This is a genomic window from Deinococcus phoenicis (assembly GCF_000599865.1).
GTDB classification, from domain to species: domain Bacteria; phylum Deinococcota; class Deinococci; order Deinococcales; family Deinococcaceae; genus Deinococcus; species Deinococcus phoenicis.
The window spans coordinates 1-20,795 of sequence record NZ_JHAC01000066.1 but is presented as its reverse complement, the minus strand read 5'-3'; the positions used below and the strand labels follow the sequence as shown (position 1 = coordinate 20,795).

Sequence of the window (20,795 nt, the reverse complement as noted above, 5' to 3'; positions counted from 1 at the left end):
TAACCCCACATCGGTGCCGTCCCCCCGCAACCAAGGTTGCGCGGCGTGCAGCACCCTCGCCCAGGAGGCGCAATGAAGAAACTTGCTCTGCTCAGCACCCTGCTTCTCGCTGGCGCGGCGTTTGCCGCCGCACCCAAGGACACGCTGGTCGTTCAACAGGCCGCCGACACGCCCACCCTCGACCCCGGCGCGACCTACGACACCGGCAGCGGTCAGACCGTCGAGAACATCTACGAGACGCTGCTGACCTACAGGGGAGCCAGCCTGCGTGACCTCGAACCGCTGCTGGCGACCAAGTGGACCATCAGCAACGGGGGCAAGACCTACACCTTCGACCTGCGCAAGAACGTCAAGTTCCACTCCGGCAACACCATGACCTGCCGTGACGCCGAATACACCTTCGAGCGCAACCTGGTGACCAACGCCGCCGAGTCGGGCAACTGGTTCCTCTCGGAGAGCCTGCTGGGCACCGCCAGCAACGCCAACGACGACAAGGGCATCACCTGGGCCAAGATCGACAAGGCCGTGGAGTGCAACAACAATGGCCAGCTGGTCTTCACGCTGCCCAAGGCCGACCCCGCGTTCCTGTCCAAGCTCGCCTTCGCGGGCCAGAGCATCGTGGACAGCAAGTACGCGATCGGGCTGGGCGAGTGGAAGGGCACCGAGGCCGACTGGAAGAACTGGGTCGGCAAGGACCTCCAGGGCAGCGCGCTGAGTGCCAAGCCCAGCGGGACCGGGGCCTACCGCCTGGTCCGCAAGGACGCCAACGCCATCCTGGCCCAGGCCTTCGACGGCTACTGGGGCAAGAAGCCCGCGATCAAGAACGTGATCATCCAGAAGGTGCCGGAACTGGCCGCCCGCCAGCAGGCCTTCCTGCGCGGCGACGCCGACCTGATCGAGGCCGGGACGCGCGCCAACATCGAAGAGCAGCTGAAGGGCAAGCCCGGCGTGGTGGTCGTGGACGGCCTCCCGAACGTCAACGCCACCGGCATCTTCATGAACGAGAACATCAAGGACTCGTCGCGCCTGGGCAGCGGCAAGCTCGACGGTCAGGGCATCCCCGCCAACTTCTTCAGCGACGTGAACGTGCGCCGCGGCTTCGCCTACGCCTTCAACTACGCCCAGTACATCCAGGACGTGCAGAAGGGCAAGGGCAAGCAGCGCACCATGCTGCTCCCCGACACCTTCCCCGGCTACGACGCCAAGGTCAAGACCTACAAGTACGACGCGGCGCAGGCCAAGGCGTACCTCCAGCGCGCCTGGGGCGGCAACGTCTGGAAGAACGGCTTCACGCTGAACGTGGCCTACCGCGCGGGCAGCGTGCCGTCCCAGACGGCCATGGAAATCCTGAAGAAGAACATCGAGGCGCTGAACCCCAAGTTCCGCGTGAACATCCAGTCCAAGGAATGGTCGGCGATGCTCAACGATTCCAAGGCGGGCAAGGAGCCGATGATCATCATCGGTTGGGCACCCGACTACGCCGACCCCGACAACTTCATGTACACCTTCTACAGCAGCAACGGGTACTACTACCCCCGCAGCAACTGGAAGGACGCCACCGTGGACAAGTGGCTGGAGCAGGCCCGCGTCACCACCAACCAGGCCGAGCGTAACCGCCTCTACAGCCTGGTCGGCCAGCGCGCCTACGAGCAGTCGCCCTACCTCCTGGTGCCCGCCGGGATCGGCCTGAACGTGCAGCGCAGCAACCTGGTCGGGGCCACTGCCCAGACCTACAACCCCATGACCAGCTTCAGCTACACCGGGACCTTCTGGAAGGACCTCAGCAAGAAGTAAGCTGAACAAAGGGGGCGGGGGGGGCGGGACGTGCCCCCCCGCCCATCTGTGTTGCCGGGCGGCATTGGTGGTGGATTCCTGGCCCAAACCTCACCGACTTTCATCATCGGCCCCCGTTTTGCGAGGAAAATTAAGCCGGACTCCCTACCGGGTTCTTCCAGAGGTCTCTCATGCTCAATTTCATCGTCCGCCGCCTCGTTCAGATTCCGCTGGTCATGCTGGCCCTGTCGATTCTGATCGTGGCCCTCACCATGTTGCTCACGCCTGCACAGCGTGCTGCCGGTTACATCAAGAGTGACCAGCAGGCGGCGCAAATGGAACGCATCATTCGTGACCGGGGGCTGGATCAGCCGTTCCCGGTGCAGTACGGCAAGTGGCTCAGCAGCACCCTGCACGGTGACCTGGGCTTTTCCAAGGCCAGCGGGCAGCCGGTGCTGGACACCATCAAGACCCGCTTGCCGAACACCATCGAGTTGACCCTGGTCACCGCCATTCCCATCATCCTGATCGGGGTCTGGCTGGGCACCCTGAGCGCCCTGAACAAGGACCGGTTCGTGGACCAGTTCCTGCGGGTCTTTGCCGTGCTGGGCAACAGCCTGCCTTCCTTCGTGCTGGGGATCGTGCTGCTGGCCGTGCTGTACGGCTACCTGGGCTGGTTGCCGGGGGCCGGTCAGCTGGACGTGCTGAACCAGTTCGCCATCGGGGACATGAAGCGCTATACCGGGATGCTCGGGGTCGACGCGCTGCTGAACGGCCGCTTCAACGTGGCGCTCGACGTGTTCCGGCACCTGCTGATGCCCGCACTGACGCTGATTATCATCAGCAGCGCCACCATCCTGAAAGTGATGCGCAACAGCATGCTCGAATCGCTCAGCAGCGACTACGTCCGGACGGCGCGTGCCAAGGGCCTGGCCGAACGGGTCGTGAACCTCAAGCATGCCCGGCGCAACGCCCTGCTGTCGGTCATCACGTTGGGCGGCTTCCTGATTATCGGGCTGCTGAGCGGCTCGCTGATTACCGAGACCATCTTCGCCTACCCCGGCATCGGGCAATGGGTGGTGCAGTCGGCCTTGCAACTCGACATTCCCTCGGTGCTGGGCTTTGCGCTGCTCTCGGCGCTGATCGTGGTGGTGGTCAGCACCCTCACCGACATCCTGTACGGTGTCATTGACCCCCGCGTGAGGTTCGACTGATGACGACGCTCAGTGCTCCCCCCCAGCCGCGGGAAAGCCGCCTCAAGGGCTTCCTGACCTCCCGCCCGGTGCAGAAGCTGCGCCGCAACAAGCTCGCCATGGTCGGGCTGCTGATCTCCCTGCTGTTCGTTCTGACCGCCTTCTTTGCGCCCTGGATCGCCCGGCCCTCTACCGAGGCGGGGGGCAACTGCCTGCGTGACCTGAATCTCAGCAGCCCCACCCAAATCTACAATCCGGCCAACCCCGGCTTCTGGCAGGCGCTGTTCAACGCACCCGACAGCTGCTACTCCATCGAGCGCGAAAGCTTCGCGCCCACACCCGTGCCCCCCAACCCGCAGGCCGTTTTCGGGACCAGCCAGGGCTACGACATCTTCTACGGCCTGGTGTGGGGCACGCGCACCATGTTCAAGCTGGCCCTGATCGTGGTCAGCATCACCCTGCTGGTGGGCGTGGTGATCGGGGCGATCAGCGGCTTTTACGGCGGCTGGATCGACAACCTGATCCAGCGCTTCATCGACGTGATCTTCGCCCTGCCGAGCCTGGTGCTGACGATCATCCTGGTCACGTTCCTGAGGGCCAGAAATCCGGGTGTAGACCCGTCCTTCCCGATTATCCTCGCGTACACCGTGGCCGGCTGGGCCAGCTACGCGCGCATCGTGCGCGGCGAGGTGCTGCGGACGCGGCAGCTGGAGTACGTGGACGCCGCCCGCTCGCTGGGTGCCCGCGACTGGCGGCTGATCATGAAGCACGTGATTCCCAACAGCCTCGCCAGCGTCATCACCATCGCCATTCTGGACCTGGGCACCGTGCCGCTGAGCGTGGCCGCCCTGTCCTTCCTGGGCCTGGGCTTTCCCACCGGGTACGCCGAGTGGGGCCAGCTGGTGGACTTCGCGCGCGCCTGGCTGCAACCCGCCTACTGGTACGTGATGGTCTTTCCCGCCGCCTTTATCGTGCTGTTCAGCCTGGGCTTCAACCTGTTCGGTGACGCCCTGCGCGACGCCTACGATCCCAAGAGCCGCTGAGAAACCCGGCCCTTCGCCTTCACGCCCCCGCCGCTCAGGCCGGGGGCGTCTTCATTGCTTCCTGGGAGGCGTTGCCCGCCGCGCAGGCCCACACGATGAGGTCGCCGTCCTCCTCGTCCCAGGCGGTGCCGACCTTCTCGAAGCCGAGTTTTTCCAGCACGCGCCCACTGGCCGGGTTGGTCGTGGCGGTCTGGGCGGTCACGCGCCGCACGTCGGGCCGGGCCAGCAGCGCCGCGACAAGTACGCGGGCGGCCTCGGTCGCGTAGCCCTGTCCCCAGGCTTCAGGGTTCAGCCCGTAGCCGATCTCCTGGTCGCCCTGCGCGTCCGGGCGTCCCTTGGCCCCCAGTTGCCCGATGGCCGTGAGGGTGGCCAGCTCGACCAGGGTGGCGCTCCACGCTTCTTTCGCGGCGTCGAACGGGGCCAGCCGCCGGGGCAAGAGGGGGAGGAGGTCGCCCGGCCAGGCCGGTGGATAGGTGACGGTGAGGGGGCCATGCGGTGTGGGCACCGCCGCCGTGAAGGTGTCACGCGACAGGCGGGTCTCGATCACCTCGCGCGTGAGGGGCACCAGCAGCAGGCGGGGAGTTTCGGCGTACATCCTGCCCAGGCTAAGGGGCAGATGGGCGACGCGCCTGAGCCAGATGGCGCAGGGCGGGGGAGGGACAGGGGCCGGGTTCAGTCGGCCCGGGTCGCCCCCGCCTTCACCCAGCCGGGCACACTGGCCCAGGCCGCAGCATAGGCGCAGACCGCCAGCCCCCACAGCAGGGCCACGGCGGCGGGCTGGGCCAGAAAGGCGCAGCCCAGCAAAAAGGGCACGGCCGGGGCGGTCCCCGCCTGCATGGCGGCGGCCAGGGCCGTGCGGGCAGGGGGCTGGACCGGGTCGCGGGCGGCGCGGCGAGCGAGGCGCAGGGCGACCAGCGCGAGCAGCGCCGCCAGCAGCGCCAGCGCCGCGACCCAGACGGCGGCCAGCGGCGCGGGCCGCGTCAGGAGGTACAGCCCCCCCAGCGGCAGCCCCGGCACGGCGAGGGCCAGAAACGCGGCGGCCTGGGCACGCCGGGCCGCCCGGGTCAGGTCGGCGGGGGTCCCGGCGCGCAGCTCCCGCGCGAAGGCGTCAAGCATCGGCGGGGGCTGGCAGCAATGACTGGACGGTGGCGGGCACACCGCCCACCTCCACCGTCTCCCCCAGCGCGAGTTCCTTGCGGAGCCGTGCCAGGCTCAGCCCAGCCGCGAAGAGGCCCGCCTGCCCGACGACCTTGCCTGCCCGCGTCACCTCGGCGTGGTCGGGCAGACCCTCTCCGGCGACGCGCGCGAGGTGGTAGCGAGCGTTTCCGCGCGCTTCCAGCCGGGCCATGATCTCCTGGCCCACGTAGCAGCCCTTGCGGTAGCTGATGGCCGGAAGTGGGCCGCCCACATCCAGGCCGACCTCCTGCGGCAGGGTCCCCGCGAAGCCGTCACGGGTCACGTCAGGAAGGCCGGCCCGCACGCGCGCGGCGTCCAGAACCGCCAGGGGTGCCTCCTCGCCGCCCAGCGCCGCCAGTACCCCGGCCTCCTGGCGGGCCAGGTAGTGCAGGTCCATGCCCGCCGCACCCGTGCGGTTCACGCGGCCCGCCAGCACCGTCCCGCCGCCCAGCGTAAAGGTCTGCGCGTCCCCGCCCGCCGGGTCCCAGCCGGGCACGGTCTGGCCGCCCCAGACGTGGACGGTCCGCAGGTCCTCCGTCACGTCCTGCATGTCCACCTGATCGAAGATGATGTAGCGCCTCAGCCGGGCGGCGAGGCCCTGGGCCTGTCCGGCGTCGAGGTGCAGGTACACGTCCTCTGCACGCTTGTAGGCCCGCGCGAAGAACTCGATCTGCCCGCGCACGTTCAGGAAGGTGCAGGCCACCAGCCCGGGCGTCGGTGCGCCACGCAGATCGTTGGTCATCTGCCCCTGCACGAAGGCCACACGGTCCGCGCCGGTCAGGCGCAGCGCACTGGAGGGAAGCCGGGTCCACATAGCGGCAGGGTACGGGAAAACGGGGCCGGGGTTGGTGGCGCGGGGTACCGGGAAGAGCCGGCCAGTCGCAGAGCTGGCCAGTCGCAGAGCCGGTCAGTCGCTTGCCAGGGCCAGTTCCCGCCGGGGCTGCCGCCGCAACTGCGCCTCGCGGGTCAGGTACCAGCGGGAGAGGTCGCAGGCGGCCTCGCGGATGATGGCCTCGGCGTGGGGGAGGGCGGCGCGGCGGCTTTGCAGGTTGCGGCTGACGATGGCGGTGAGGTCGTCGAGGTTGTAGAGGTGCGCGCCGGGCACGTCCGCGATGTCGGGGTCGAGGATGCGCGGCACGCTGATGTCGATCAGGAACATGGCGCGCCCGGGGCGGCCTTCGAGCGCCGGGCGGACACCCTCCCCGTGCAGGACGTAGTGGGGCGCGGCGCTGGAGGCGATCACCACGTCGGCTTCCGGCAGTACCTCGTGCAGGTACTCGGCGGCGCAGGCGCGGCCCCCCAGCTTCTCGGCGAGCTGGCGGGCGCGCTCGGCGGTGCGGTTGACCACGATCACGTCCTGCACGCCCGCCGCCCGCAGGTGCGTCAGGGTGAGTTCGGCGGTCTCGCCCGCGCCCAGGATCAGGGCCGTGCGCCGGGTCAGGTCGCCCAGCGCGGCTTGCGCGAGTTCGACGGCGGCGCTCGACACGCTGACCACCCTGTCGCTGAGGCCGGTCTCAAAGCGCACGCGCTTGCCGGCGGCCAGCGCCCCCTGGGCCACCTTGTTCAGCAGCGTGCCGGAGAGGTGCTGGTCGCGCGCCGCCTGCCAGGCCCGTTTGACCTGGCCCTGAATCTGCGTCTCGCCGATCACCAGGCTGTCCAGCCCCGCCGCGACACGGTAGAGGTGCTGGACCGCCGCGTCGCCCCGGTGGACATACAGGTGGCCTTCCAGCGCGTGGCCCCAGGCTCCCTCGAAGGCGCTCACCGGGTCGCCCTCTATGCCCGCGAGGTAGACCTCGGTGCGGTTGCAGGTGGCGAGCAGCATCACCTCACGCGCGTGGTGCGACAGGTGTTCGAGAATCACCCGCTCGTCCCCGGTGCGCACGGCGGCCCGCTCGCGCACCTCGACGGGCGCGGTCTGGTGGTTCAGGCCCACCACCGCGAAATCCAGCGGCGCGAGCGGCGGCACCTGCGGCTGGGCGAGAAAGGCGCGGGCCGTGGGGCAGGCGAGGGTCATGCGGCCCCTCCCGCCTGCACGGGCAGGCCCACGGCGGCGCGGATCTCGGCCCGCAGGCCCGCCAGTGCGGGGTCCCGCTCGGCCGGCGCGAGCGCCAGTGCCCGCTGACGCCGCGCGGTCCAGGCGTCCACAGCCGCACCCTCCGGCAGCAGCGCCGCGATGCGTTCCCCGAGCGCCTGCGCGAGCAGCGGCAGCTCACGCCCGGTGCTGACCGCCACCTGCACCCTGTCACGCCGGACGACGGCGGGAAAGCGCAGGGTGCCGCGCGCCGCCTCGCCCGCGTGGTTGACCAGTGCGCCGGCGGCGCGGGCGGCCTCGGTCACGGCGTCGTTCACGGCCGGGTCGTCCGTGGCGGCGACGACCACCCGCATCCCCTGCACGTCCTGCGGCCGGTAGGGGCGGCGCTCGGCCTGCACCGGCAGCGCGCCGAACTCGGGCCGCAGCCCCGGCGCGACGACCCGGACGTGCAGGCCCGCTTCCAGCAGCGTGCGGGTGCGGCGCAGCGCCACCGGGCCGCCTCCGACCACCAGGGCCGCCTCGCCGCGCAGATCAAGGAAGGCCGCCAGACTCATGACGCGCAGCATACTGTCTGCGCGCCGGGGCGCACGTCCCCGACTGAACGGTAAGAAACATCGGTCAGGACGGCATTTTTATGAAGGGCGGGCGCGTGTGCCGGCCCCGCTGCCGTTCCTGTCCGGCCCCGGTGCCGGTGCCCGCCGGTTCCCTGAACAGGCCCAGGAAGGCGGTGACCACCCGGGGGTCGAAGTGGCGTCCGGCCTCCGCGCGAAGCAGGGCCAGCGCCTCGGGGACGCTGCGGGCCGCGTGGTAGGGCCGCGCGTGCGTGAGGGCGTCGAACACGTCCACCACCGCAAAGACGCGGGCGAGGAGCGGGATGGCCTCACCGTGCAGCCCGTCGGGGTAGCCCTGACCGTCCCAGCGTTCGTGGTGGGAGCGGATCACGGCCAGCGCCCCGGGAGGGATGGTCGGCACGCGCTGCACCAGCGCCTCGCCGGTCACGACGTGGTCCTGCATCAGCGCCCGCTCGTCAGCGTCCAGGGGGCCGGGCTTGAGCAGCACGCGGTCGGGCACGCTGAGCTTGCCGATATCGTGCAGGTAGGCGCCCTGCCGCAGCACGTCCAGGCTCTCCTCCTCCAGCTCCAGGGCGCAGCCCAGTTGCTCGGCCAGCGCCACCGTGCGCCCGGTGTGGCCCTGCGTCTCGTAGTCGCGGGCCTCCAGCGCGAGGCCCATCGCCAGCAGGACGCCCTCACGGGTCGCGGCGGCGCGGGCCGCCTGGTAGATGCGTTCCAGGGCGACGGTTCCGGCGTTGGCGAAGGTCGCCAGCAGCGTCTCGTCACGCACGGTGAAGTCCGGCGCGATCCGTCCGGCGGTCAGCACCCCCAGCAGCCGTCCGCCCGGTGTCCGGAGCGGCGCATAGAGCGCGGACTGCGTGGGCGAGCCGGGCAGCAGGATCGCCCCGGCAGGCAGGGCGTCCCGGTGGACATGCAGCACGGGGGCCGGCGCCAGGGCCGCGCGCCAGGACAGGCCGCGCCCACGGCTCAGCACCACCCCCAGCTCGGCGGCATATTCGCCGGCCTGCGTCGTGACCCGCAGCACGTCCTGTTCCCGGCGGTAGCGCAGGAACAGCGCGTAACGTGCCCCCAGCAGCTTCACGCTGAGCCGGGTCAGGCCCTCCTCGACCTCGGCGGCAGACTGCGCCCCCAGCAGCACCTGGCTGAGTTCCAGCAGGGCCGCCAGATCAGCCTGGGTGTCCTCCTTCACGGCGTCCCCGGGCCTGGACAGAGGGGGGAGGGGAGGGGCGCGGGCCACATGCCCGCAGCGTGACATGTCCGCCCCGCTCTTGCCTATCCGGAAGCCGACCGGGGGAAGGCCGTTTGAACCCGGTTCAGGATGTGACCTTCAGGGTGTGGCCGCCGCCCCTCCCCGGATCGCCTGGGCGGCGGCGTCGGCCAGGGCCTCCAGCGTCGCCGCCGGCGCGACCGTGACGCGGGTGAACCCGGCGGCGCGGGCGGCGTCGGCGGTCTGCGGCCCCATCGCGGCGACCGCGAAGTCCGTCCCCGCGAGCGCGGCGAGGTGCCGGGCGGCGCTGCCGGAGGCCAGCGTGACCACATCGGCGCCGCGCAGCCGCTCCACCACGTGTTCGGTGGGCTGGGCGGGTTCGGTGCGGTACAGCTCCGCCCGCTCGTAGCGCACGCCGCGCGCTTCCAGGCCGCGCGCCAGCTCATCCTCCGCGACCTGGCTGGTGAGGTGCAGGGCCACGTCACCGGGCCGGGCGGGCAGCTCCGCGCCCAGGTGCCGCGCGCCGGGCGTGCCGGGCACGAAGTCCGCGCGCACGCCGCGCTCCGCGAGGCTGCGGGCCGTGCTGGGGCCGACCGCCGCGACCCTCACCCCCGCCAGGTGCCGCGCGTCCAGGCCCAGGTGGTCGAGGTGCGTGAACAGCGCCGTGACCGCCTGATTGCTGGTCAGGAGCAGCCAGGACACGCCGCCCAGGTCGCGCAGCCGGGCGTGCAGGGCCGCCTCGGCCCCGGTGGGGGCAAAGCGGATCAGGGGCACCTCCAGCACACTCGCGCCGCGCGCCCGCAGCACGTCCGAGAGGGCGCTCGCCCCCTCCCGCGTGCGGGTCACGGCGACCGTGCGGCCCGCCAGGGCACCGCCGAACTCCTGCGAGGTGTCGAACCAGCGCAGCGTGTCCCGCAGGCGCACGACCTCGCCCACAATGGTCACGGCGGGGGCTTCGAGTCCGGCTTCCCGCACCCGCTCCGCGATGGTGGCGAGGGTGCCCGTCGCCACCCGCTGCTGCGGGGTGGTCCCCCACTGCACGGTCGCGGCGGGCGTCTGCGGGTCACGGCCCGCCGCGATCAGGTCGGCGCTGATCTGGTCCAGATTCCGCACCCCCATCAGGAGCACCAGCGTGTCCACGCCCGAAAGCCGCTCGTAGTGCGCGCCGCCTTCCTGCGTGTTGCCGGTCAGCACGGCGAAACTCCGCGCGGCCTCGCGGTGCGTCACCGGAATCCCGGCGTAGGCGGGCGCAGCGACGGCGCTGGTCACGCCGGACACGATCTCGAAGGGCACGCCGGCCTCCACGCAGGCCGCCGCCTCCTCGCTGCCGCGCCCGAACACGAACACGTCGCCGCCCTTGAGCCGCGCCACCCGCTGCCCTCCGTTCTCCTGCGCCTTTTGCACGATCAGCGCGTTGATCTGCGCCTGGGAGATGTATTCCGAAAAGCCCTTCTTGCCCACGTAGATCGTCTCGGCCTGCGGGCAGAAGCGCAGCAGTTCGGGATTTGCGAGGTAGTCGAACAGCACCACGTCGGCGTTCTGGAGTGCCCCGGCCCCCCGGAGGGTCAGCAGGCCCGGATCGCCCGGCCCCGCCCCGATCAGGGACACGAACGCGCGGGAGGGGGAGGGGGAAGCGTCGGCAGTCATGCCCACAGGCTAGCGGGCGGCGGCGGGGACAAATGCGGGGCGGCAGGCGTCAAGCCCTTTCGCCACTGACCTGCTTCCCCCCTCCGCCTTATGCTCGGGGCATGACCGCCGCCGATGCACCCCAGCCTCATCTTCACCTGCCGGACGGCTCCTGCTGCGCGCCGAAGCGCTTTGCCCACCTGCACCAGCACACCCAGTACAGCCTGCTCGACGGGGCGGCCAAGCTGAAGGACCTGCTCAAATGGGCCAAGGAGGTCACGCCCGAAGGCTGCGCCCCGGCGCTCGCCATGACCGACCACGGCAACATGCACGGCGCGGTCCACTTCTACAACTATGCGGCCAGCATGGGCGTCAAGCCGATCCTGGGCTACGAGGCCTACGTGGTGCCGGGGCAGGGCACCCGGCGCGACCGCACGCGCGGCCAGGACGGTGAAAAGGGCATCTTCCACCTGACGCTGCTGGCCCGCGATTTCGAGGGCTACCAGAACCTCTGCCGCCTGAGTTCGCGCGGCTACACCGAGGGCTACTACTACAAGCCCCGCATCGACCACGAACTGCTTCAGGAACACCACAAAGGTGTGATCGCCTTTTCCGGCTGCCTGGGGTCGGAAGTGCAGCAATTGCTGCTGCAAGGCCGCGAGGACGACGCCAGACAGCGCCTGCTGTGGTACCGCGACCTCTTCGGCGAGAACTACTTCATCGAGATTCAGGACCACGGCCTGCCCGAGCAGAAGAAGAACAACCCCATCCTGAAGGCCTGGGCGCAGGAACTCGGCATTGGTATGGTGGCGACGAACGACGGCCACTACGTCAAGAAGACCGACGCCACCGCGCACGAGACGCTGCTCGCCATCCAGACCAAGGCCACCCTGGCCGACGAGAACCGCTTCAAGTTCCCCTGCGACGAGTTCTACGTCAAGAACCTCGAGGAGATGCAGGCCGCGCTGCCGGTGGCCGAGTGGGGTGAAGAACCCTTCGACAACACCGCCCGCATCGCCGAGATATGCAACGTGGACTTGCCGGTGGGCAAGAAGCGCGTGTACCAGATGCCCGCCCTGCCCATTCCGGAAGGCCGCACGATGGCCGAGGAACTGCGCGTGCAGACGTACCGGGGCACGGTGAAGCGCTACCCGGCGCACGCCACCGAGAGCCTGCTGCGGGACTACGCCGTGCGTTCGCTGGAGGCGCTGGGCGCGGAGGACCGGACCCGGGTGCTGGCCCGCGTGCAGGGCTGCGACGCCCAGACCTGCGACCTGGAAACGCTGTTTACCCTGCTCGCCTTCCTGGGGTCGGAGTGGGAGGCGCGCGGCAAGGCGGCGGGGGAGAAGTACACCCCGTACCCAGCGCTGGAAGGCATGGAAGCGGAGGCCGGGGCGGGAACGCTCCCCGCCTACGCGCACGAGGACTGCCGCCGGGCCAGTCAGAAGGACAGCGACACTAGCATCGAACTCGACCCCGCCGCCGCCGACGAGGAAACCACCCGCGCCCACCACCGCCACGCCCTGACCGTCCTGCGCCGCGCCGAGTACGAACTCAGCGTCATCAACAACATGGGCTTTCCCGATTACTTCCTGATTGTCGCGGACTACATCAACTGGGCCAAGGACCAGGACATCAGCGTGGGGCCGGGGCGTGGGTCGGGTGCAGGCAGCCTCGTGGCCTACGCGATCCGCATCACCAACCTCGATCCGCTGGAATTCGAGCTGCTGTTCGAGCGCTTCCTGAACCCCGACCGGATCTCGATGCCCGACTTCGACATCGACTTCAACGATGCGCGCCGGGGCGAAGTGATCCAGTACGTGCAGCAGAAGTACGGCGACGACAAGGTGGCCCAGATCGCCACCTTCGGGACGATGGCGAGCAAGGCGTGCCTCAAGGACGTGGCGCGCGTGATGGGCCTGGAATACGCCAAGGTGGACAAGGTTTCCAAGCTGATCCCCATCAAGTTCGGCAAGAGCTACTCGCTGGAACAGGCGCGCGAATCGGTGCCCGACATCCAGCAGATGCTCGCGGAAGATGGGCAACTTCTCGAAGCCTACGAGTTCGCGCAGAAGCTGGAGGGCCTGACCCGCCACGCTTCGGTCCACGCGGCGGGGGTGGTGATCGGCAAGACGCAGCTCACCGATCTGGTGCCGGTCATGCGCGACACCTCCGGCGAGGGCATGGTCTGCCAGTACGACATGAAGGCCGTGGAGGACATCGGCCTGATCAAGATGGACTTCCTGGGCCTGCGCACCCTCAGCTTTCTGGACGAGGCCAGACGCATCATGCGCGAGTCCCGGAACATCGAGATCGATTTCGACGCCATCCCCTTCGACGACGAGCAGACCTTCGAGCTGCTCTCACGCGGGGACACCAAGGGCGTCTTCCAGCTCGAAGGCGCGGGCATCGCGGACGCCTCCCGCCGCCTCAAGCCCCGCCGCCTGGCGGACATCATCGCGCTCTCGGCGCTCTACCGCCCCGGCCCGATGGAGAACATTCCCACCTACGTCCGCCGCCACCACGGCGTCGAGGAGGTGGATTACGTCAAGGACGGCTTCCCGACCTCGGCCCAGTGGCTGGAAAAGATCCTGGCCGAAACCTACGGCATCCCCGTCTATCAGGAACAGATCATGCAGATCGCTTCCGAGGTGGCCGGATTCTCGCTGGGCGGCGCGGACCTGCTGCGCCGCGCGATGGGCAAGAAGGACGCCGAGGAGATGAAACGCCAGCGGCAGATTTTCGTGGAGGGGGCCGAAAAGAAGGGGGTGCCCAAGGAAGAGGGCAATAAACTCTTTGATCTGCTGGACGCCTTTGCGAACTACGGCTTCAACAAGAGTCATAGTGCCGCTTACGGCGTCATCACCTATCAGACCGCGTGGCTCAAAGCCAATTACCCCGTCGAGTTCATGGCGGCCCTCCTCACCGTCGAACGCCGCGACTCCGACAAGGTGGCCGAGTACGTCAGTGACGCCCGCAAGATGGACGTGCGGGTGCTGCCGCCCGACATCAACCGCTCGGCCCCCGACTTCGCGGTGCAGGGCGAGGAAATCCTGTTCGGCCTGTACGCGATCAAGGGGCTGGGCGAGGCGGCGGTGCAGCGTATCCTGGAAGAACGCCAGCGGGCCGGGGCCTTCAAGAGTCTGGCCGACTTCTGCTCGCGCCTGGGCCACAAGGTCTGCAACCGCAAGGCGATGGAAAGCCTCATCAAATCGGGGGCCTTCGACCACTTCGGCGAGCGCAACCAGCTGATGCACAGCCTGGAAGACGCCCTGGAGGACGCCGCCGGGGCCGCCGATATCAATGCCAAGGCCGCCAGCGGCATGAGCATGATGTTCGGCTTCGAGGAGGTCAAACAGGAGCGGCCCCTGCGCCCGGGGATCGAACCCTATACCGACCTCCAGCGCCTCGCCATCGAGAAAGAAGCCCTGGGCCTGTATATCAGCGGCCATCCCCTGGAGCAGCACGAGGGGCTGCGCGAGGCCGCGAGCTGCCGCATCTCGGATCTGGACGCCTGGTTCCAGACGCAGAACGTCGCCCCCGGCAAGCGCGTGAAGGCCGTGCTGGCGGGCATGATCGAGAGCGTGGTCAAGAAGCCCACCAAATCGGGCGGCATGATGGCCCGCTTCATCCTGGCCGACGAGTCGGGGCAGACTGAACTGGTCGCCTTTTCGCGCGCCTACGACCGCATTCAGGAGAAGCTGGTCAACGACACGCCCGCCCTGGTGATCGTGGAACTCGAATCCGAGGACGGCGGCCTGCGTGCCATCGCGGAAGAAGTGGTCAGCGTGGAGCAACTGGGCGAGGTGCCCAAGGTCATGTACGTGACCATCGACCTGGAAACGGCCACCCCGGATGCGGTGAGCGAGTTCCAGAGCGTGCTGGACGAACACGCCGGGGTGATGCCCACCTACCTGCGCCTAGAAACCCCCGAGCAGTTCGTGGTGTACCAGCTCGACCACGGCATGGGCAGCCCACAGGCCATCAAGGTCCTGAACAGTACCTTCCCCTGGGCCGCCGCCTACCTCGCCTATGACCAGGGCACCATCCTCAGCCGCTTCGCGCCCAAGCCGCCCGCCTGGATGAACAAGGGGCGTGGGATGCAGGCGTAAGTGACATCGAGTAACGAGACAAGCATGTACCGGTAAGCCTTGCCCAGCGGTCTGGCCGGTCAGCCCTTCAGAGGGTGTGACCTGGGCTGACCGTCAAAGCCTGCACCTCCTGCAAAGCTGGGTCATGGTTCGGGCATGACCGCTGCCTCTGGGGAAACGGTATGCGGGAGAGGCGCTCAGGTGCACGGCCCTCCCCTTACGCGAACTGCCGGCTCATCAGCGTGAGCTTCAGTTCATGGGGGCTGGTGGCCGACTGCATGGCGTCCTCCTCGGTCATCAGGCCGTCCTGCACGAGCTGGGCGAGGTGCTGGTCGAAGGTGTGCATTCCGCGCAGGCCGCCTTCCTGAAGCGCCTGCTTGATCTCCTCGGTGCGGTTCGCGTCCTTGACGCAGTCGCGCACAGTGGGCGTGCCCAGCAGGATCTCCATGCCCAGCACCCGGCCCCCGCCCTTGCGCGGCAGCAGCCGCTGGCTGACCACGCCGACCAAGCTTTCCGAGAGGCCCAGGCGAATCTGGTCGCGTTCGTGCGGCGCGAAGAAGTCGATGATGCGGTTCACGGTGCGGATGGCGTCCAGCGTGTGCAGCGTCGAGAAGACCAGGTGGCCGGTCTGCGCGGCGGAGAGGGCCGCTTCCACCGTCTCCTTGTCCCGCATCTCGCCGATCAGGATCACGTCGGGGTCCTGGCGCATGGAGGCGCGCAGGCCCGCCGCGAAGCTGAGCGTATCGGTGCCCAGTTCGCGCTGCGACACCAGGGCCTGCCGGTCCCGGTGAAGAATCTCGATGGGGTCTTCCAGGGTCACGATATTGACGGGGTTGCTCGCGTTGATGTGGTCGATGATAGACGCCAGCGTGGTGGTCTTGCCCGAGCCGGTGGGGCCGGTCACCAGCACCAGCCCGCGTTCGTGCGCCGCCAGCGCCTCGAAGGTGGCGGCAGGCAGGCCCAGCTCGGCGAAGCTGGGAATTGGTTTTTCCTCGATCACACGCATAATCAGGGCGGGTGTGCCGCGCTGGTAATAGGCATTCACGCGGAAGCGGGCCAGGCCGGACACCCCGTAGGCGAAGTCGGCGTCGCGGCGCGTCAGGAATTCTTCCCACAGGCCGGGGCGGCTCATCATCTCGCGGGCGAAGTCCTCGACGTGTCCGGGCAACAGGCGGTCCTCGCCGAACCGCACGATGTCGCCGTTCACGCGGGCAGCGGGGGCACTGCCGGCCCGCAGGTGAATATCGCTGGCCCCCGATTTCACCATGGCTCCCAGTAAGGCCTGCAAGACGCTCATGCCTCTCACTCTAGAGAGCGGCCTCTTACAGCTTTACTGCACGGCTGTGCTGTGCGGCCGGGACCTGGGGAGGATGCGGGAGATGGGGCGGAAGCTGGCCGCGCCTCCTGCTACGCTTGTCCCACATGAAACCCTCTGTGTCTCAGGGCCTGGGGCTGCTGCTGGCCGGGGCATTGGCCGCCGGGCTGGCGCTGCTCTCGCTGTCGCTCCTGGCCTCGCTGTGGCCCTACCTGCCCCACCTGGAATGGCCGGACGACACGGCCCTGACGGTCGCGGCGTTCGAGGCGCTGCTGCTGGGGACCGGCGTGTGCGGGGCCGGGCTGTCGTTCAGCCTGTGGGCCTGGCTGCGGGCGCTGCCCCAGCGGGCGGCCGGGGCGCGGCGCGTCTTCAGCGGGTTCGCGTGGGCACTGCGCCTGCTGCTGCTGGGCAGTCTGCTGGCCTTTTTCGTCGAGCGGGGGCTGAACTGGGCGTCGCCCGGCCCCTGGCACAACCTGCAACCCGGCGTGTACTCGGCCTTTACGGGTCTTTTTGCGCTGCTGCTGGTCGCGCCGCTGGTGGCCCTGGTCTGGTCGGCGCTGGGCCGCTGGGTCCGCTGGATGGGGGCGGCCACGGCCCAGGTCCCCCAGGCATCCCAGGCAACCCAGATGGCACAGGCACCCCGGACCCCCAGCCTCCACAGCCTCTACCGGGGCGCTTCCGGGCCGCTGCGGGCGCTGGCCGCCGTGCTGCTGGGCCTCGGCCTGTTCCTGCTGCCCGTGCAGATGGTCACCCGCGCGCCCTCCGAGAAGATACTGAGTACGGTCGAGCAGGTGCTGGCCGCGCACGGGGTCCTGCTGATGCCCGCCGTCATGCTGGGCAGTCTGGCGGCGGGCGGCGCACTGTGGCTGTGGGCCAGCCTGGGCGAGCAGGTCACGCATCTGCTCGACCCGCAGCGCGGCCGCATCAGCGAACTGTGGCAGCGGGTCACCGGGCGCTGATACGAATTCCGGTTGAACAGTTACAAAAACTGTTCAACCCGAGCGGAGCGAGGAGGAACAAAGCGGTTGCCGGGAATGGAGTTATCCCATCGGCGCTCTCCCGATGGGATAACGGATTGGACGGCAACCGTATGAGACCCACTTGCTCTGCTTCCAGAACATCCGGGAAAGCGCCCTGGGGTCTTGCCCCGCCGCCAGCGGGACCTTTTTGCTCCTCGCCCTCCTCCAGGGCTGTGCCCGTCCGCTCGGTTGGTTCGCGGGACGCAGCGCAAGCGGGTAGGAGAGGAGCCTGTGAGTTGGAACCCGCGAAAGAGGCGGGCATCCTGGCCCGCCCCTCTGTCGGGTGATCCGGATTCCGTCCGATTCCTTGCCTTCCGGGACAGCGCCGGAAATCCATCCATCTCCCGGAACCCGTCTGTTCTCCTGCTCGCGTCCGCGTTGTACCGGTCCGCTCAGCCCCTCTGGACCTGGCCGGGCTGTCCCCAGGGGTCCAGCACGACCTTGATGCAGCCGTCGTGCTTGTCGCGGAAGGTCTTGTACAGCTCCGGGGCCTCGTCCAGCGAGGCGCGGTGCGTGATCACGAAGGTGGGGTCGATCTGGCCCGCCTCAATGCGTTCAAGCAAGGGCAGCACGTAGCGGTGGGTGTGCGTCTGGCCCATGCGGAACGTCAGGCCCTTGGCGAAGGCCGCGCCCATCGGCAGCTTGTCCACCAGGCCGCCGTACACGCCGGGCACGCTGACGGTCCCGCCCTTGGCACAGCTCAGGATGGCCCACCGCAGCGCCGTGATGCGGTCGAAGTTCAGGCGGGCCTTCTGCTTGGCGGTGTCCATCAGCGCGCCGGGGCCGTGCCCGTGTGCCTCCAGGCCGACGGCGTCGATCACGTGGTCGGGGCCGCGCCCGCCGGTGGCGTCCCGCAGGGCGACCAGCACGTCCTCTTTTTCGTAGTTGATGGTCTGGGCGCCCGCGGCCTCGGCCATGTTCAGGCGTTCGGGCACGCGGTCGATCACGATCACGTGGGCGGCCCCCAGCATCATCGCGCTGCGGGCGGCGAACTGCCCGACCGGCCCCGCCCCGAACACGGCGACCACGTCGCGGCCCGGGATGATGCCGCACTGCTCGGCGGCCTGGTACCCGGTGGGGAAGATGTCGGTCAGGAACAGCACCTGCTCGTCACGCAGGTCCGACTCGATCTTGAAGCACCCCACGTCCGCGAACGGCACCCGCACGAACTGGGCCTGACCGCCCGCATAACCGCCGTACAGGTGCGAGTACCCGAACAGGCCGCCGCCACTGACCGCGCCGTACAGCGCCTCGGCCATCCGGTGGTTCGGGTTGGTGTTGTCGCAGGCGCTGAACAGGCCCCGGCGGCAGGGATCACAGACCCCACAGGCGATGTTGAAGGGCACGACCACCCGGTCGCCGACCTTCAGGTTCTTCACGTCCCTCCCCACTTCCACGATCTCGCCCATGAACTCGTGGCCGAGGATGTCGCCCTTTTCCATGCTGGGGATGTACCCGTCGAGCAGGTGCAGGTCCGAGCCGCAGATGGCGGTGGAGGTCACCCGCACGATGGCGTCGGTGGAAAGGAGCAGCGTCGGATCGGGGACGCGCTCGACGCCCACCTTGTTGGTGCCCTGCCAGATGATGGCCTTCACTTCTGTCCCCCTTGCCCGGTCTGCTGCTGTGCCTGCCCAGGGTCCTTCTCGGCCCGCCCGCTGCTCTGGCCTTTGGTCGTGGGTGCGAAGCCCAGTTCCTGCTCACGCTTGAAGCGCATCAGGTCGTCGCGCAGCTGCTGCGACGGCTCCTGCCCGGCGATGCGGGCGATCACCGCGCCGGTCGTGCCGCCGGGGGCGTGGTAGGCCAGGTTGACCCGGATCTCGGTGCCCCGGTCGCCGGGGGCGGGGCGGAACAGCACCTCGCCGCTGTTCTCGATGGCGGCCCCCGGCAGCGAGCGCCACGCGATGCGGCGGCCCGGCTCGTCGGCGGTGAGTTCGGCGTCCCAGCTGACGGCCGTGCCTGCTGGCCCCTTCACCGTCCAGCGCGAGCGGCGCTCGTCGAGGACCTGCACCGATTCCAGGTGTTTCATCAGCCCCGGCAGGTTCGTCAGGTCGCGCCAGATCGCGTACAGCCGCTCGGGGGGCTGCCCGACGGTCACGGCGTCACTCACCAGCGTGTCGCCTTCCTCGTTCTGGCGAATCTTCAGGGCCGTCGCCAGCGGGTTGGTCCCGGTGGCCGCCATGCCGGTGAAGCCCACGCCGACGGCGGCCAGCAGCAGGCGCTCGACCGGCCCGCCGCGCAGGCTCAGCGCCAGGGCACCCAGGCCCAGCACGCCCATCACGCCGCGTTCGACCGGCGAAAGAAGGGACTCGGTGCTGTGGTCCCGGTACGGCTTCGGGGTGGACGGCTGCGTGGTGGGCTGGGCGGTCATGGCCGCCCCCGGCGTCGCAAAGTCAACATGGCCCATTCGACCTGCTCCACTCCCGGCAGAACGGTGCATGGGTCACGGTGTGGGCCAGCCCTCAAGGGAACCTCAAGGCCGGGCAGAGACGTGCAGGTGTTCGACCTCGCCCACCAGGCCGAGTGTCTGGAGACGGCGGGCAGTCAGGACGCGGTGGCATTCCTGAGGATTCGCCTCGTAGCACAGCAGGCAGGCCCGCTCCTGCGCGGCGAGCCGGCCAAGTTCTTCCAGCGCCTCCCCCTGCGTGGCGAGATGTGCGTGATACCCGCGTTCCAGCAGGGCAACATCGTGGCTGAGGTGATACTCCTTGCGCAGACTGGGCGGCGTGCCCAGCGCGCGCAGATGCACGTAGCCGATGCCGCGCTCCTCAAGGGCCAGCCTCAGCGCCGTCTTGCTGTAGCCCCGGCGGCGGCTCTGGGCGCGCTCGCGGACATCCACCAGCAGCGTGACGCCGTGCCGGTGGAGGGTATCCAGAAAGGCGTCCAGGTCCGCGCCTTCATAGCCGACAGTCAGCAGGCCGGGGAGGGTCATCCGCCCAGCGTAGAGGGTGGGGGCGGCGAAGACCGTGGCGGGTTCCTTCTCTGCCGGCCCCGGCGCCTTATTCGCCCAGGGCGCGAACGTCCTTCGCCCCGCGCAGCCTGCGGCTTTCGAGGTCGGCGTGCTGGGTCAGGTAACGCAACCAGGCTTTGGGCGTCAGCGGTCCCAGGCCGTTGTGTTCCACCGTCAGGTCGTCCTGCGGCGGCGCGGCGTGCAGTTGCCGGGCCAGGTCCACCGTCTGCGCGCGCGTCTGCGAGAGCAGGTCCTGAAGCTCGCGCAGGGTCGCGCCCGCCCCCGGCTTGTAGGGATGATGCTCGTCGCGCTCGAACTTGCGCTGCCCCAGCGCGGTCCGCAGCCGGTTCTGTCCCCAGCGTTCGATGCCGATGATGTGCGTGAGGACGGCCCGGTTCGCGTCCGTGTCGGCGGCGCGGGCGGCCCGCTGCGCGAGGAAGGTGCCGCCGCGTTCCAGGCCTTGCGCCAGGTCCGTGTAACTCATGCGCCCCACGGGCCGTTCCAGCACCTGCGCGACGAAAAACTCTTTCACGTCGTCCTTGCGGGTCCTCGCCACGTAGGCGGCCCCGGCCGCCACGCCGACGGTCGCCACCGTCACGACGGCGGGCACGAATACCTTGCTGCGCTTGGTCATGGACTCAGTCTAAGCGCTTTCGCCGGGGTTCTCCGGTGCGGTCACGCCCCCCGGCAGGCCGACCAGCCGCACCCGCGAGTCGGGGGGGCAGGGGAGGGCGTCCAGCAGCATCAGCGGATGCGTCAGCGTGTACTCGGGCAGGCCGAGGCTCAGCCCCCGCGCCCCCC

17 protein-coding genes are annotated in these 20,795 nt (G+C 69.3%); 5 read left to right on the top strand and 12 right to left on the bottom strand.

Going from position 1 to position 20,795, the window contains the following annotated elements:
- The first annotated feature begins 72 nt into the window (after positions 1-72).
- The 3 genes from DEIPH_RS15945 to DEIPH_RS15935 all read left to right on the top strand — a co-directional run bounded on the left by DEIPH_RS15945 (position 73) and on the right by DEIPH_RS15935 (position 4,009).
- Positions 73-1,794, top strand: coding sequence for an ABC transporter substrate-binding protein (locus DEIPH_RS15945; RefSeq protein WP_034360002.1), 1,722 nt, complete (start codon positions 73-75; stop codon positions 1,792-1,794).
- A gap of 170 nt (positions 1,795-1,964) precedes the next feature.
- Positions 1,965-2,987 carry an ABC transporter permease gene (locus DEIPH_RS15940; RefSeq protein WP_034360001.1) on the top strand — a complete coding sequence of 341 codons (1,023 nt, stop codon included), beginning with the start codon at positions 1,965-1,967 and terminating at the stop codon, positions 2,985-2,987.
- A complete protein-coding gene (locus DEIPH_RS15935; protein WP_034359999.1) occupies positions 2,987-4,009 on the top strand; it encodes an ABC transporter permease in 1,023 nt (340 codons plus the stop codon). Before DEIPH_RS15940 ends, DEIPH_RS15935 begins: the two co-directional genes overlap by 1 nt.
- Positions 4,010-4,043: 34 nt before the next feature.
- Here DEIPH_RS15935 and DEIPH_RS15930 read toward each other — a convergent pair whose 3' ends face one another.
- The 7 genes from DEIPH_RS15930 to cobA all read right to left on the bottom strand — a co-directional run bounded on the left by DEIPH_RS15930 (position 4,044) and on the right by cobA (position 10,643).
- Positions 4,044-4,604: a GNAT family N-acetyltransferase gene (locus DEIPH_RS15930; RefSeq protein WP_051517449.1), complete on the bottom strand. Its 561-nt coding sequence runs from the start codon at positions 4,602-4,604 to the stop codon at positions 4,044-4,046.
- Positions 4,605-4,681: 77 nt separating this feature from the next.
- Positions 4,682-5,125: a hypothetical protein gene (locus DEIPH_RS15925; protein WP_034359997.1), complete on the bottom strand. Its 444-nt coding sequence runs from the start codon at positions 5,123-5,125 to the stop codon at positions 4,682-4,684.
- Positions 5,118-5,999, bottom strand: coding sequence for a CAF17-like 4Fe-4S cluster assembly/insertion protein YgfZ (ygfZ, locus tag DEIPH_RS15920; protein ID WP_034359995.1), 882 nt, complete (start codon positions 5,997-5,999; stop codon positions 5,118-5,120). The genes DEIPH_RS15925 and ygfZ overlap by 8 nt, the downstream gene beginning before the upstream one ends.
- 93 nt (positions 6,000-6,092) lie before the next feature.
- The gene (gene hemA, locus DEIPH_RS15915; protein ID WP_034359993.1) at positions 6,093-7,199 is read right to left on the bottom strand and encodes a glutamyl-tRNA reductase; all 1,107 of its coding nucleotides are present in this window, start codon (positions 7,197-7,199) and stop codon (positions 6,093-6,095) included.
- The gene (locus DEIPH_RS15910) at positions 7,196-7,771 is read right to left on the bottom strand and encodes a precorrin-2 dehydrogenase/sirohydrochlorin ferrochelatase family protein (protein WP_235183271.1); all 576 of its coding nucleotides are present in this window, start codon (positions 7,769-7,771) and stop codon (positions 7,196-7,198) included. The genes hemA and DEIPH_RS15910 overlap by 4 nt, the downstream gene beginning before the upstream one ends.
- 64 nt (positions 7,772-7,835) lie before the next feature.
- Positions 7,836-8,978 (bottom strand): HD-GYP domain-containing protein, encoded by a 1,143-nt coding sequence (locus DEIPH_RS15905; protein ID WP_235183270.1) that lies wholly within the window; start codon positions 8,976-8,978, stop codon positions 7,836-7,838.
- 138 nt (positions 8,979-9,116) lie between these two features.
- A complete protein-coding gene (gene cobA / locus DEIPH_RS15900) occupies positions 9,117-10,643 on the bottom strand; it encodes a uroporphyrinogen-III C-methyltransferase (protein ID WP_034359989.1) in 1,527 nt (508 codons plus the stop codon).
- Between the two features lie 101 nt (positions 10,644-10,744).
- Between cobA and dnaE the strand changes: the two genes are divergently transcribed.
- Entirely contained in the window at positions 10,745-14,734 is a 3,990-nt protein-coding gene (gene dnaE / locus DEIPH_RS15895; RefSeq protein ID WP_034359987.1) for a DNA polymerase III subunit alpha, read from the top strand.
- Positions 14,735-14,930: 196 nt separating this feature from the next.
- On the opposite strand, the gene DEIPH_RS15890 is transcribed toward dnaE, so the two are convergent.
- The gene (locus DEIPH_RS15890; protein ID WP_034359985.1) at positions 14,931-16,010 is read right to left on the bottom strand and encodes a PilT/PilU family type 4a pilus ATPase; all 1,080 of its coding nucleotides are present in this window, start codon (positions 16,008-16,010) and stop codon (positions 14,931-14,933) included.
- A gap of 125 nt (positions 16,011-16,135) precedes the next feature.
- Here DEIPH_RS15890 and DEIPH_RS15885 point away from each other — a divergent pair, with 125 nt between their 5' ends.
- Positions 16,136-16,987 carry a hypothetical protein gene (locus DEIPH_RS15885; protein WP_152544990.1) on the top strand — a complete coding sequence of 284 codons (852 nt, stop codon included), beginning with the start codon at positions 16,136-16,138 and terminating at the stop codon, positions 16,985-16,987.
- Between the two features lie 452 nt (positions 16,988-17,439).
- On the opposite strand, the gene DEIPH_RS15880 is transcribed toward DEIPH_RS15885, so the two are convergent.
- From DEIPH_RS15880 to DEIPH_RS15865, 4 genes are all read right to left on the bottom strand, one after another.
- A complete protein-coding gene (locus tag DEIPH_RS15880; RefSeq protein WP_034359981.1) occupies positions 17,440-18,642 on the bottom strand; it encodes a zinc-dependent alcohol dehydrogenase in 1,203 nt (400 codons plus the stop codon).
- Complete coding sequence (locus tag DEIPH_RS15875) at positions 18,639-19,415, bottom strand: SRPBCC family protein (protein WP_081790959.1); 777 nt, start codon at positions 19,413-19,415, stop codon at positions 18,639-18,641. Before DEIPH_RS15875 ends, DEIPH_RS15880 begins: the two co-directional genes overlap by 4 nt.
- Positions 19,416-19,517: 102 nt before the next feature.
- Positions 19,518-19,976 carry a DUF488 domain-containing protein gene (locus tag DEIPH_RS15870; RefSeq protein WP_034359979.1) on the bottom strand — a complete coding sequence of 153 codons (459 nt, stop codon included), beginning with the start codon at positions 19,974-19,976 and terminating at the stop codon, positions 19,518-19,520.
- Positions 19,977-20,043: 67 nt separating this feature from the next.
- Positions 20,044-20,628, bottom strand: a complete 585-nt coding sequence (locus DEIPH_RS15865; RefSeq protein WP_034359977.1) for a DinB family protein — start codon at positions 20,626-20,628, stop codon at positions 20,044-20,046.
- Between the last annotated feature and the right edge of the window lie 167 nt (positions 20,629-20,795).